Below are 13,947 nucleotides of genomic sequence, written 5' to 3'. Positions count from 1 at the left end.
TATTTTTTTTGTGAAATTCCGTAGCTTTATGTGAAATTAAAACCATTACATGAAAACTATCCAATTACTGCTTGCAACCATCCTTTTATTTACCTACCAATTACATTCTCAGCAAAAAAAAGATGACAGCCCGCCAACGGCCGATAAAGAATTTCACAACCTAAAATGGCGCAATATCGGGCCCTTTCGAGGTGGTAGGAGTGTGGCCTCAAGTGGTGTGGTGAAACAGGACGGAGTGTGGTATATGGGTGGCACCGGTGGTGGTGTATACAAAAGTACAGACGACGGTATAAGTTGGAAGAATATATCGGACGGATTCTTTAAAACCGGAACTGTTGGAGCTATCGCCGTTTCGGAAAGTAATCCGAATATCGTGGTGGTTGGCATGGGCGAACATGCGGCCAGGGGTGTAATGACCTCTATGGGAGACGGGGTGTACAAATCTACAGACGCCGGGAAAACATGGACCCATATCGGCCTGGACTATACCCGCCATATTTCCGATGTGATCATTCATCCCACCAATCCGGAGATAATCTTTATTGCTGCCCAGGGTGCGCAATATGGCCCCTCACCGGACCGTGGAGTTTACAGATCGACAGACGGAGGTAGTAGTTGGGAAAAGGTGTTATATGTAGATGAAAATACGGGGGCCTCTTCCCTATCCATGGACATGAACAATCCTTTGATATTATATGCGGCCATGTGGCAGCACAGACGCTATCCCTGGACGATGGAAAGTGGAGGAAAATCATCGGGATTTCACAAATCTACCGATGGGGGAACCACCTGGGAACCTATGAAGTCGGGACTACCAGAGGAATTTGGAAAGTCTGGAATCTCTGTCTCCAGGGCCAATCCGGACAGGGTGTTTGCGGTGATCGAGGCAGAAGGGGAAAAAGGAGGTGTTTACCGCAGTGATAATGCAGGGAAATCATGGAAGCAGATCAACAAGGACCGAATAAATATAGCACGATCCTGGTATTATATGGAGATCTTCGCCGATACCCAAAACGAAAACATAGTTTATGTACTAAACGCACCTGTAATGAAATCGATAGATGGAGGGAAGTCGTTTACTCCCCTACCCACTCCACATGGTGATAATCACCATTTGTGGATCCATCCACACAATAATAAGATCATGATCAATTCTAACGATGGTGGTGCGAATGTTTCCAATAATGGTGGAGAATCATGGAGTACTCAACAAAATCAACCTACGGCTCAATTTTATCGTGTGATCACAGACAATCTGTTTCCATACAATTTGTATGGGGGACAGCAGGATAATTCGGCCATAGCCATTGCCAGCCGAACACGAAACGGAGGTATAGACTGGAAGGACTGGTACTCGGTTGCGGGCTGTGAAAGCGCCTTTCTTGCCTTCGATCCGGATAATCCGGTAGAAGTATATGGAGGTTGCTACCAGGGGATCATAGAGCGATGGATGAAGGAGACGGGTATTGGTAAAGCTATAAATGAGTACCCGGAGCAAGGCTTAAGCAAACCACCCAGTGAGGCGAAATACCGATTTAACTGGAATGCTCCCATTATTAGTTCGCCTCACGATCGTAATACTATTTACCATGCCGGCAACAGGGTTTTTAAAACCACAGATGGTGGATTGAGCTGGGAGGCAGTGAGTCCGGACCTCACAAGAAACGAAAAGGACAAACACGGGCCGGGAGGTGGTCCCTATACCAATGAAGCCGCAGGTGGTGAAAACTACAATACCATCATGTCGCTGGTGGAGTCCCCCCATGAAAAAGGAGTGTTGTACGCCGGTACCGATGACGGCTTTGTACAGCTTACCCGAAATGGAGGAGCTACATGGAGCAACGTAACTCCCAAAGGCCTAAGAGAAGGAATAATAAATAGTATTGAAGTCTCCCCTCATGATCCTGGCACTGCTTATATTACGGTAATGCGTTATAAATCCATGGATCTGAAACCTTATATCTATAAAACCAACGATTACGGTGCTAGCTGGACCGCGATCACTAATGGTATAAAAGGAGATCATACTTTCGTTCGTGTGGTAAGAGAAGACCCCAAAAGGAAAGGACTGCTTTATGCCGGTACCGAAACAGGACTCTATATTTCCTGGAATGATGGTCGCGACTGGCAGGCTTTTCAGCTTAATTTACCGATAGTACCCATCAATGACCTGGTAATCCATAATAATGATCTGGTGGCTGCAACTGCGGGACGCTCTTTCTGGATCCTGGACGACCTGGGAGCTATTCAGAATAAGCAAAATAATACAGATGTCTTAAAGATCTACAAGCCCAGGGATACGCCTTTGTTCTTCGGAGGGCAGAGCAACAATCCTACCATTGGGCATAATCCACCTTCGGGCGTTATATTCGATTACTATATCAAAGAGGTAGTAGACTCTATTCCTGTTACTCTTGAGGTGCTGCAAAATGGCAAAGTGATACGAACGATTAGTAGTGAAAAGGACGAAGATTTTAAATCATGGCCAGGCGGACCTCCTACTCCGGCCGTACTTCCGGCTAAGGCGGGTTTTAACAGATACTACTGGAATTTTAGAAGAGAATCCCTTCCGGCGGTTTCGGAGGTATTTGTCTTCGGAAACCTTTCCGGGTCGCATGTTGGTCCCGGCAGTTATACTCTCAGGCTCAAGCAAGGCGATGCAGTTTCCGAAACTACAGCAACCATAACTGCCGATCCGAACATCAACGCAATGCAAGCCGATTTCAACGAGCAGCAGCGTATGTTGGTGGAGATCGAAGCGATGGTAAAGGATATACACGAATCTGTGAATTCGATGCGTTCGGCGGGTAATCAGCTTAAATCCTATGCTAAATTGCTCAAACATAATGAAAAGGCTAAGGACCTTCTCAGCAAAGGAGATTCACTACATAAAAGGATCACCTCCTGGGAGGAGAATCTTATTCAGGCGAAGCAAAAAACCTTTCAGGATGTGATCAATTACAATAACAAGCTTAATTCGGAGCTTTTATTTCTGAAGAGTTTTATTGAAGGCCCAATGCCAAATGTTACACGAGGATCCAGGCAAAGACTGGCAGATCTGAAGGAAGATTGGAAAACCTACGAGCAGGAACGGAACGCTATTATCAACACCGAAATGGCCGAATATAACCGAAGGTTCAGAGAGCTAGATATCCCGGCTATTATAATAGAAGAGAAAAACGAGTAACCTGGCGATATAACGGGTTAGCCTTCATTATCAGAAACGAATAACCAATGATAAAATTCTTTAGAAAAATTAGACATAGGCTACTCTCTGAAAATAAATTTAGTAAGTATCTAATTTATGCTATTGGAGAAATTATTCTTGTCGTTATAGGTATTTTAATTGCGCTTTATATTAATAATCTCAATACGGAGAAACAAGATGCTATTACTTTGAATGGCTATTTAAATAACATCGCAGAAAATATCAAATCTGACCAAATAAATCTTGAAAAAATTTCAGTTTTTCGTGACAGCTCAATTATTGGCTCAATGTATTTTATGACAATGATCGAACAAGAATCCAAAGATCAATACAAAATTTATTTTTCCAAATATTTTAATTATAATCCATGGCTTGACGAATCCTTTCAATCTAATCAAAGTGGATTTGAGGCTTTAAAGAATTCTGGTTATTTAAATAAAATTCATCAAACGGATTTGGAAACTCAATTGTATAAATATTACAGTTTAGTGCAAAAAATTAAAGATGAAGAACAAAGTCTCAACAATTTTATGGAAGAAATGGAGTATGATATGTACAAAAATAATATCGTACAGAAAACGAAACTAATAATTAGGAAACTCTTCAAGAATATAGAAACGCCAGATGATATAAATCAATTACAACAAATTTTAAATTACCCCGCTTTCGTAGGCAGTCATTCAAGGAATTCTGGAACAAAATATATGAATGATCTCTATAAGGAACTTATGATAGTTAATGAAAATCTCATGGCTGAAATTGAAGAAATAACGAAAGGCTAACAACGCATACCGCAAATCGCTGTGTTTACAGCTATCTAGACGATTTACCTCTATAAAATTGATATCTTTAACTAAACAAATTAACCTAGCGGCTTAGCTGTTCAGCTGAATCACAGCCGCCAACCGCCGCTAGCGTAATACAGGAACGTTAACTATTATCACGTCTTAATTTGCGCTGTATCTTATTGATTGCAGATTCTATCGACTTCTCCGGTTCTATCACATTGTAGGGCCCCCAGAAGTCCGGGTCACTGAAACCGGAAACGGCATCGGTCATGATAACCGTAGGTTTAAGTCGGTCCTTCCCTTTTAGTCGCGCCCCTGTGGTATTTGCCTCCCAATCGGTGACCGCCATTTCACTGGATAAGGTGTACACAGAATTGAACAACCTATGCCTCTTCTTTACCTTAAACGAAAGGTCAACACTACCGTAACCATAGTACCACTGCCCGTCCTTTTCTCGATAATCTACACGATAAGATGCGCTAAGCGGCGTTACATCGATATCCCGAGGTTTCTTTTTAACAAACATTGTGTTGGCATCTTTCTCAAACCCGGTGAGATTGAGACTGTAAATTGCGCTGCTAAGTGCCAGCGTTTCAGAATCTATAAAGAGGCTGCCGTAATACCGGGGAACATCAACGAACTCCTTTTGTTTGAAATTTACTACATATACGGCCTTATTATTTACCGTAGAAGGAGGTCCGAAACTAAAATGGTACTCATCCAAGGTGGTAGGTGTAAATATGTACTCCGGGTATTTCATGATGTCGAGGTACAAGGTGGAAAACGGGCCTCCCTGCAATTTCAGGGCGACGGTATCCAACCGGCGATAATCTGTACTTTTCCTCGCCTTGTGAAGCCCTACCATGTCTTTTTCTGCAGAACTATACGGTTGCTTATAAACATTTACCACTGCCTCTGTAAGGGACACGTTCCTGTTACGCTTTTTTATAGTTTCCCTGTAAAAGGCGGTCATTACAGCCGATTGTTTCATGTTATTCTCGGCTTTTTTTGCAAATACAGCCTTCACCAGCGCCTCAGCACTTTTAAAGGTTGCAATATTGATCTGCGTTAATTGTGTGACTCTAGGTGTAAGCTTGATTCGATTTTTACCGGTGGTGAGTTGAGAAATGGGAAGCGACAAAGACTCATAGCCCAGCAATGAAAACTCGACAGCATCTATCTCCCGACCGTCCGGAACTTTAATAGAAAATGCACCCTCATCGTTGGTTATACTACCCAGGTTACTGTTAGATAATTTAATACTTACAGAGATCAACGGATCGTTGGTGATCGCGTCTACCACGGTACCGTTATACTCTTTATAATCGATAACCTGTGCGTAGGCGGAAGGCATTAAACCAACTCCGGAAAAGAATAAAAGTAAAGTTACAACGTAAGATAGAAGCGTTTTCATAGCGATAGAATTGAAGTTGGACAGGATTTATATCCCGCCCTGATAATGAACAATTTAACTATTAAATTTACGAAAAATTAGTATGATCTTCCCTTTTAATCTTACTATTTCTGTTGCAAATTATTACGGTTAACCAAATGATCCTTACGGTATTTTGAAGGGGTTACCTTTATAAATTTGGTAAACGCCTTATAAAAGGTCACTTTGTTATTAAAGCCGGATTCCTGAGCAATAGCCTCAATTTTAAATTGATGGTAATTAGGGTCCTTCAACAGGGCTTTGGCATAGATCACCCTGTGTCTATTTACATAGTCGTTAAAATTTATTTGTATTTTTTCTGAAAAGGTCTGGGATACATGATACGGTTTTTCGTCCAGTTCTCTGCCCAACATTCTAATACTAAGATTGTTCTTGAGAAAGATCCTGTCCTGATTAAACGCTTTTTCGATCTTCTCGCTAATTGTGTTCATTTTAGATTCATCGAGGGAGGAGCTGAAATATTTCTTCCGAAATGCTTTGTAGAACTGAGGATCGAAATAGATAATATATCCCACGGCGAACATGAGTAAACTAATGAGTAAATAGTAAATAGCGAAATCCCTCCAACCATCGGCAAACCACGTAAGCCAAGTAATAACCGTGGTAGCTATAAGATAGAAAATTACCAGTACTGCGGCATAAATAAATTTTCGTTTCTCAATAGAATGTCGGCTTTTAACGACTAGGACAAGATTTGCCAGTCCGTAGACACACATCTGAATAGCGAGCGTATAATTCCAGGTCATGGTCCGGGTGAGAAAATTAGCCTGAACATAAGCCACCCTCTCTTCCGAAGGAATAAAAAGTACATCCCCGTAAAACAACCAATAAGCGACTATAGGCAACAGGTGTAAAAGATCGTGCCATTTCAATTTGTCCTTACCCGACAGAAAGGCCTGCAGATGTATAAAGAGTACCGGACCAAATAAAAAACCGATCTCATAATAAAACCAGCTTTTAAATACGGGATACAAATTAGTAAGTTCACTTGAGCCATAGACGAAGATGAGCATATGAACCCCGAACATTGCCATTAAAAGCGATATGGTTCGACTTTTTAAATTAGCTTCCTTAAAGAACAAGCCTCCCGCAAGAAACATGGCTATTAAAGCTTCCAGAAAAATGAAATATCGAATCCATTCCATATTATACTAAGTTATAAAAACCATATTTGTGAGTGTTATTCTTTCAAGTTGAGGTGTTAACAATAATAATTATTTATAGGAGTAGCAGACTATTTGGTAATAATTGAATAACTTATATCCCTCTAATCAATTTATACGTTATGAATCTCTATAAAAAATTTGCTCTAACCGCTTTAATAGTACTATTTGCAACCTTTCAGGGTGCCAGTCAGGAAGTAGCCTATGTAAACTCCCTGGTGGTTATTAATTCCATGCCTGAAACAAAGGTAGCACAGCAACAACTAGATCAGTTTCGACAGGTGCTCAACCAAGAGTACGATTCAAAGGTAAATGCGTTTCAAACCAAACTTGCTCAGGCACAGCAAAAGGCAAGCAGTGGGGGTTATACCGTTGCCCAGCAGAAAGAAGTGGAAGCCACTCTTGGAAAGGAGGAACAACAATTAAGGGATCTCGAGACTAGTTCGGTGAAGAAGATCAAGGATAAGGAAAACAGCCTGTATCAGCCTATTTATAATAAAGCGAACACCGCCATTGCCGATGTTGCTAAAGCCTCGGGATTTAAGATAGTACTGGATTCCAGCGCAGGTATAGTGCTTTATGCTGAAGCTTCTACCGATATAACCCAGCGTGTTATAGATAAACTTAAATAATACTGTAATGAAAAAGCTCAGGAAAGAGGATATCTCTCAGGAAGTATTCGATCTTTATGATGATTATGCCCATAATAAACTGGAGCGCAGACAATTTATTGAAAAGCTGTCTCTGTATGCGATTGGAGGAATTACGGTTCCATCGTTGTTGAGTTTTGTGATGCCCGACTATGTGAATACCTTACTTGTAAAACCGGATGATCCGCGATTAATTTCAGATTATGTTACTTACAATTCTCCACAAGGAGGTGGCGAGATCAGGGGATTATTGAGTTATCAGGCTGAGCAGTCTACAAAATTACCGGGAATAGTAGTAGTTCATGAGAACCGGGGCCTTAATCCCTATATAGAAGATGTAGGTCGCAGAGCAGCCCTGGAAGGTTTTATTAGTATTGCTCCGGACGCACTATCCCCTCTGGGTGGTTATCCTGGAAATGATGACGACGGCAGGGCGATGCAAAGGCAACGCGACCGTGATGAGATGCTGGAAGATTTTATTGCAGCATTCAGGTATTTGCAAGATCATGAAAAGTGCAACGGGAAAATAGGGGTGGTTGGATTCTGTTTCGGAGGTTATATCTCGAACATGATGGCCGTGAAACTACCCGATCTTAAAGCGGCTGTACCTTATTATGGAAGACAACCTTCCGAAGAGGACGTTCCAAAGATCAATGCACCCTTGCTGCTTCAGTATGCCGGACTGGATACCCGGGTAAACGAAGGCTGGCCGGCCTATGAGAAAGCACTTCAGAAGCACAACAAAAAATACGAAGCCCATTTCTACCCGGAAGTAAATCATGGTTTTCACAATAATACAACCCCAAGATACGATGAAGCGGCCGCTAAGCTGTCCTGGGAACGAACCATCGCTTTTTTTAGAGAAAATCTAAAGTAAATTCCGGCCAATGAAGTAAAGACTCTTAATATTTCTGGGAGTAACATTACTTTTTCTTAGCTGTAATAACGAAAACCAATGAGCAGAACGATCGACCTTCAGGGCCATAGGGGTTGCCGTGGCCTGATGCCGGAGAATACGATTCCGGGATTTTTAAAAGCCCTGGAATTTGGAGTTTCAACGCTGGAGATGGATCTTGCGATTTCGGCCGACTTTCAGGTGGTAGTCTCCCATGAGCCCTATTTTTCACATGAGATAGCCATAGACCCCGAAGGAAAATACATTTCCGAAGAAAATGAACTGGAGCACAACATTTTTAATATGCCCTACTCCGAGGTTAGGAAATACGATGTTGGACTGAGGCCACACGCTCGCTTCCCGGAACAGAAAAAAATAGCCGCTTTTAAACCCCTTCTCAACGATGTGATAGTGCAAGTGGAACACGAGGTATTACAGCACAGCTACCCCAAACCCTTTTACAATATCGAAATTAAACGCAATCCTCTTAGCGACGGAATGTTTCACCCAAATGCGCACGATTTCGCCAAAATTGTGAGTGAGTTAATCGTTAGAATTAGTAACGATGATAAGGGGGATCTAAAAGAGCGGATCATCTTACAGTCGTTCGACCCGGAATCATTAAGGGCGTATAGAAAGATCGATCCTCAAATAAAACTCGCCTTACTTGTGGAAAATGACGCCTCGGCTCGACAAAACCTGGATGTTCTGGGTTTTACCCCCGAAATTTACAGCCCGGCCTATAAGTTGGTAAATAAAGAATTGGTCGAATTTTGTAAAGAAAATTCGATGGAACTTATTCCCTGGACCGTAAATTTGAAACAGGATATGGTGCAATTGATCGAAATGGGGGTAGATGGGATCATCACAGACTACCCCAATATTTTGAAAGATCTTTTGGATTCGATGAAAATTGAGATCAAACATTATAACAAACTATAAATATTTAAAAACAAAAGAAATTATGAGATTAGTTTTTACTTTGTTACTGGGAGTGTTGATAGTAGGCTGCAATGATCCCGTTACGGTAGATCATCCCAAGGAACCTAATTGGGCCTTCCCTTATTTCAAAAAAGTGGACAGCCTCAATCCTATCCTCAAACCTTCTCCCGAATTGAGATTTACAGATCCAATTACCAATTCTGACGTGAATTGGGAAGAGAGAAATGTACTCAATCCAACTGCTGTTGTTAGAAACGATACGGTTTTCTTACTATACCGTGCTCAGGATTTGCAAGGTACCTCCCGCATAGGAATGGCGGTGAGCACCGATGGCCTCAATTTCGAAAAGTTGCCCCAACCGGTCTTCTATCCGGACAATGACAATATGAAGGTATACGAATGGAACTACAAGAAAGACGGTTCGCCACAGGAAAATACCGAAGACTGCTACTTCTGCTATTTCGACGGAGTGGAAGATCCCAGGATAGTTAAAGATGAGACAGGAGTTTATTATATGACCTATACCTCTTACGACGGCAAAACTGCTCGCTTAAGCATTGCTTCTTCTCCGGATCTTAAACGCTGGACCAAGCACGGACTTGTAATGAAAGATTCCACCTACAGGGATACCTGGTCTAAGGCGGGAGCGATCATAGCTGAACAAAAGGGAAATGATATCGTTGCCAAAAAAATTGGAGGAAAGTACTGGATGTACTTTGGAGATACTAATTTGTTTATGGCTACTTCCAACGATCTCATTAATTGGGAAGTTGCTGTAAACGAAGAATCTGGGAAACGCATTTCTGTATTACACCCACGAATGGGGTATTTTGATAGCCGTTTAGTAGAACCCGGTCCCTATGCCCTTTTCCGGGAAGAAGGCGTATCTCTTATTTACAACGCCAGTAACGCCGCCAATTATAACGATCCGGAACTTCCTAAATTTACATACGCCGCCGGACAAGCCTTGTTTAGTGGCGACCAACCCTATAAGCTGATAGACAGGACAGATAGCTACTTTATCTATCCCGATAAGGACTATGAGAAAATTGGTGAGGTAAACGAAGTTTGCTTTGTAGAAGGCCTTGTGTTTTTCAAGGGTAAATGGTTTTTATACTATGGAACGGCCGACTCGAAGATCGCCGTGGCTGTTTACAACCCTTCTTCCGAATAATTTTTTAAAACGCAATGGTAACATTTCAGAAGAAAGTATACCAATACATAAAAAGTAAGAAATGAATAATAAATACCTCGCATACGGAATTTCACTAGGAATAGGAATGGGAGTAGCATTTGGCGTAGCCATGGATAATCTGGGATTAGGAATAGGAGTTGGAATTGCCATTGGTGCTGCCCTGGGAACTGCTTTTGGAGCCTCTAAAAGCAAAAAGAAAGATAATGATGAATTATAGCTAAGCCACTAAACAAATTCTTTTAGTACTTTTAGGTGTACCATTTAGGGAAATAGTTTAAGTTTTATGGCCAATTCTTCCTCCACCAAGAAGTACTACCACATTGTGGTGCTGGTAATGGTGGTATTCTTCGCCATATCGTTTATCACAAATATTCTCAATTCCATCATTGTAGATGTAAAGGAAAGCTTCGATCTAAGTCTAAGTCTAGCCGGCCTCCTGCCCTTTTCATTCTTTATCGCTTACGGTGTAATGTCTATTCCCGCAGGTTTTCTGTCTGAAAAATACAGCGATCGTACGTTACTTTCGGTTGCCTTTGCGGCCATAATATTTGCCTGCCTGGTCTTTGTGATCTTTCCCGGTTATATTGTATTTAGCCTAAGCCTGTTTTTCCTTGGCTGTAGCATGGCAGTATTACAAGTGATCATAAACCCCATGCTTCGAGCGGCAGGAGGCGAAGAGCATTTTGCGTTCAATTCGGTGCTGGCTCAACTGGTCTTTGGCCTGGCTTCTTTTGCAAGTCCCTACCTCTATATTTATTTAGTGAATAAAGACTCTTCCGGTATGGCCGTTACACTACGCAGCCTGGTTCCGGAGGAACTTCCATGGGTATCGCTCTATGTTGTTTTCGCCATGATCGCGCTCTTGTTATACCTTATTGTACGTTTCACACATTACCCCACTTATGCAAAGAAAGCGTCGGAAAAATCGGGAGACAAACAATCGTACCTTCACTTATTAAAGAATAAATGGACCCTGTTGTATTTCTTCGGAATATTTTGCTACGTGGGGACCGAACAGGGAATTGGGAACTGGATCTCCCAGTTTCTGAACGATTATCACGGAATGGACCCTCAAACAACCGGTGCGAATACAGTGTCTTATTTCTGGGCCATGCTTACGGTAGGATGTGTATTAGGGCTTTTATTACTGAAGATCATGGATAGTCGCAAATTACTTATTGCCACGAGTTTGGTTACGATTGGCTGTCTTATCGTTGCTATTTTTGGTTCTTCTGAAGTGGCTCTGCTAGCCTTCCCAATACTTGGTTTTTTTATATCGGTGATGTGGTCGATCATTTTTTCACTGGGATTGAACTCGGTGAAATCACACCATGGTTCCTTGTCGGGCATACTTTGTACAGGCATTGCCGGGGGCGCCATCATGCCCCTCATTGTGGGTTTTATTGGTGATTTAGTGGGGTTGAAAGCCGGAATCCTGTTCCTTGTCTTACCCTTATTGTTCATTCTTTCTATTGGTTTCTGGGCCAAGCCTCTTGTAAACAATAGCACCTTTCAACGTAAAAAAAGATCGGGCGTATGAGCAAGGAGTATATAGGAGTTGACCTGGGAGGCAGTAGTTTTAACATGGGCCGTGTAATAAAAGGGATGCTTGTGGACGAAGTAAAACGCGACATCGATGGGAAAGCAGATGAAGCCGCCGTACTAATGGAACTTACTTCATTATTGGATAAGATCATTACCCCCGATGTTCAGGGAATAGGGATAGGAGTTCCGGGCATTGTCGATCCTGTACCCGGTATTATTTACGACATACAGAACATCCCCGCCTGGAAGGAAGTACATCTTAAAGAGATTCTTGAAAACCGATACGATGTCCCTGTGGCGCTCAATAACGACGCGAATTGCTTCGCCCTGGCCGAAAAAATGTTTGGAAAGGGACGTGAATATCGCAATTTCGTTGGGGTTACTATAGGCACAGGCCTGGGCATGGGAGTGATTATTAATAACCAACTTTATAACGGCGTAATGTGCGGTGCAGGAGAGATTGGTATGCTGCCATATCTTGATGGCATCGTTGAGGAATACGCCGCCAGCTTCTTCTTCACACGCAACTATAGCGAAAATGCCAGGACAGTACACGAAAACGCTTTAAAAGACCAGCCTCAGGCCATTGAGGCGTTCCATAAGTTTGGTCATCACCTGGGAGAGGCCATAAAAATGATCCTATTCATGTTTGCCCCGGAAGTGGTCATCCTGGGAGGATCCATTGCAAAAGCCCATAAATTTTTCGAAACATCGATGAAAGAAAGTATCGGCCAATTCGCCTATCCCAGGCAAACAGAAGGCCTCCGGATCCTTATATCTACCCATCCAAACATCGCTATTCTAGGCGCCTCAGCCCTTGTGATGGATCTTACGTCTTCGGATTGATATTAATTATCCAATTTTTTCGTATCTTTCTAGTAACTAACTAATTATACTCGATTATGAAAGCGTCACACACCCTTATTACGCTGTGTTGCCTGTTGTTTGCTTTCCCCCTCCTTGCGCAGTCACCAGCTTCTCTTGCCGAATTACTGGAACGAAAAAACAAAACCACACACCAATGTGTTACTGCCGTATTTTCTCCAGAAGAAATTGAAATCCTTCGTGCCCATTTTGGACGCAATACCGAAGTTCCTGTTGTAGACATGCGTATTGGAGATTCCGATGTTTATGGAGTTGAGAACCAGACAGAGACCATGGGTAAACTAAACAAAGCAAATCCCGCTTCCTTTACGCCAATAAACGGCTCACCAATAGTAGCTCCTAATTTTGAAGGAGCCGGTGCCTCCACTCCTAGTGGCGATAAAACCTATGTAGTAGACAATAACAATAATCTGTACGAGTTAATTCTCGCTACCGGCGTGTATACCCTTCTGGGTGCCATAGCAGGCATTCCTGTAGGCGAAAGCATCACCGGACTCGAATTCAATCCCGTGGACGGCTTATTATACGCCCTATCCACAGATGCAGTTCAAACAACGCTACTGCTTATTGGCATTGTTGCATTAACTGCCACGGTAATTGGTATCACCGGGATGGTGCTTGGCATTGCCCTGGCTGCAACCTTGACCGGACAATTCTTTGCCCTGGACATCGACAGCGACAATATATTTAGTATTAGTTTAATAACCGGCTTGGCTATACTCGTGGGAGCCATTGGATTCGATGCCAATTTTGGCCAGGGAATGGCACTTAGCGTGATCGCTGGTGTGATCCTGCTGGCCGCTTTTAATAATGCAGTCTTCGATTCGGAACTGCGAATTGTAGATATTACAACAGGGCTCACAACCCTCATAGGAATTATCATTGTGGGAACTCTGGCCCAGATGGCCTGGATAAGTAATCCGGACACCAGCCTGTCTGTGAATGAGAATCTCAATAAATTATTCAATATTTATCCCAATCCGGCAGCAGATTCCTTCTACGTTCAAGCAGACGATCGCATAGAAAGTGTTTCCATTTTCGATATGCATGGCCGAAGAGTTATGTATCAGCCTGTAGATGCTCTAAATTCGGAAGTGGATATATCATACCTGGCAAGCGGACAATATCTGTGTTCTGCCGTTGTGAATGGGAAAGCGGGCATGTACAAAATAATTAAGCAGTAATTTTTTTCATATTACTATTTATTTTGTGGCGGCTCCCCT

General features: G+C 42.4%; 12 protein-coding genes. 10 read left to right on the top strand and 2 right to left on the bottom strand.

Annotated elements, in window-relative coordinates:
• Nucleotides 1-49 precede the first annotated feature (49 nt).
• Complete coding sequence (locus C5O00_RS11495; protein ID WP_105216995.1) at nt 50-3,187, top strand: VPS10 domain-containing protein; 3,138 nt, start codon at nt 50-52, stop codon at nt 3,185-3,187.
• Nucleotides 3,188-3,234: 47 nt separating this feature from the next.
• The gene (locus C5O00_RS11490; protein ID WP_105216994.1) at nt 3,235-3,990 is read left to right on the top strand and encodes a hypothetical protein; all 756 of its coding nucleotides are present in this window, start codon (nt 3,235-3,237) and stop codon (nt 3,988-3,990) included.
• Nucleotides 3,991-4,138: 148 nt separating this feature from the next.
• Here C5O00_RS11490 and C5O00_RS11485 read toward each other — a convergent pair whose 3' ends face one another.
• The gene (locus tag C5O00_RS11485) at nt 4,139-5,410 is read right to left on the bottom strand and encodes a carboxypeptidase-like regulatory domain-containing protein (RefSeq protein WP_105216993.1); all 1,272 of its coding nucleotides are present in this window, start codon (nt 5,408-5,410) and stop codon (nt 4,139-4,141) included.
• Nucleotides 5,411-5,514: 104 nt separating this feature from the next.
• Nucleotides 5,515-6,594: a helix-turn-helix transcriptional regulator gene (locus C5O00_RS11480; RefSeq protein ID WP_105216992.1), complete on the bottom strand. Its 1,080-nt coding sequence runs from the start codon at nt 6,592-6,594 to the stop codon at nt 5,515-5,517.
• Between the two features lie 140 nt (nt 6,595-6,734).
• Here C5O00_RS11480 and C5O00_RS11475 point away from each other — a divergent pair, with 140 nt between their 5' ends.
• The 8 genes from C5O00_RS11475 (at nt 6,735) to C5O00_RS11445 (ending at nt 13,908) form a co-directional block, all read left to right on the top strand.
• Nucleotides 6,735-7,244 (top strand): OmpH/Skp family outer membrane protein, encoded by a 510-nt coding sequence (locus tag C5O00_RS11475; RefSeq protein WP_105216991.1) that lies wholly within the window; start codon nt 6,735-6,737, stop codon nt 7,242-7,244.
• A 7-nt stretch (nt 7,245-7,251) separates the two neighbouring features.
• Nucleotides 7,252-8,139 carry a dienelactone hydrolase family protein gene (locus C5O00_RS11470; RefSeq protein ID WP_105216990.1) on the top strand — a complete coding sequence of 296 codons (888 nt, stop codon included), beginning with the start codon at nt 7,252-7,254 and terminating at the stop codon, nt 8,137-8,139.
• A 78-nt stretch (nt 8,140-8,217) separates the two neighbouring features.
• Nucleotides 8,218-9,099, top strand: a complete 882-nt coding sequence (locus tag C5O00_RS11465) for a glycerophosphodiester phosphodiesterase family protein (protein WP_105216989.1) — start codon at nt 8,218-8,220, stop codon at nt 9,097-9,099.
• 22 nt (nt 9,100-9,121) lie between these two features.
• Nucleotides 9,122-10,273: a glycoside hydrolase family 130 protein gene (locus tag C5O00_RS11460; protein ID WP_105217656.1), complete on the top strand. Its 1,152-nt coding sequence runs from the start codon at nt 9,122-9,124 to the stop codon at nt 10,271-10,273.
• Between the two features lie 61 nt (nt 10,274-10,334).
• Complete coding sequence (locus C5O00_RS14565; RefSeq protein ID WP_168175938.1) at nt 10,335-10,511, top strand: glycine zipper domain-containing protein; 177 nt, start codon at nt 10,335-10,337, stop codon at nt 10,509-10,511.
• Between the two features lie 66 nt (nt 10,512-10,577).
• Entirely contained in the window at nt 10,578-11,834 is a 1,257-nt protein-coding gene (locus C5O00_RS11455; RefSeq protein ID WP_105216988.1) for an MFS transporter, read from the top strand.
• Nucleotides 11,831-12,685, top strand: a complete 855-nt coding sequence (locus C5O00_RS11450; RefSeq protein ID WP_105216987.1) for an ROK family protein — start codon at nt 11,831-11,833, stop codon at nt 12,683-12,685. Before C5O00_RS11455 ends, C5O00_RS11450 begins: the two co-directional genes overlap by 4 nt.
• Before the next feature lie 56 nt (nt 12,686-12,741).
• Nucleotides 12,742-13,908: a T9SS type A sorting domain-containing protein gene (locus tag C5O00_RS11445; protein WP_105216986.1), complete on the top strand. Its 1,167-nt coding sequence runs from the start codon at nt 12,742-12,744 to the stop codon at nt 13,906-13,908.
• The last annotated feature ends 39 nt before the right edge of the window (nt 13,909-13,947 follow it).

It is taken from the genome of Pukyongia salina (assembly GCF_002966125.1).
Lineage (GTDB): Bacteria > Bacteroidota > Bacteroidia > Flavobacteriales > Flavobacteriaceae > Pukyongia > Pukyongia salina.
Note: the sequence above shows the minus strand (reverse complement) of the source record. Positions and strands in the feature narration are given on the sequence as shown.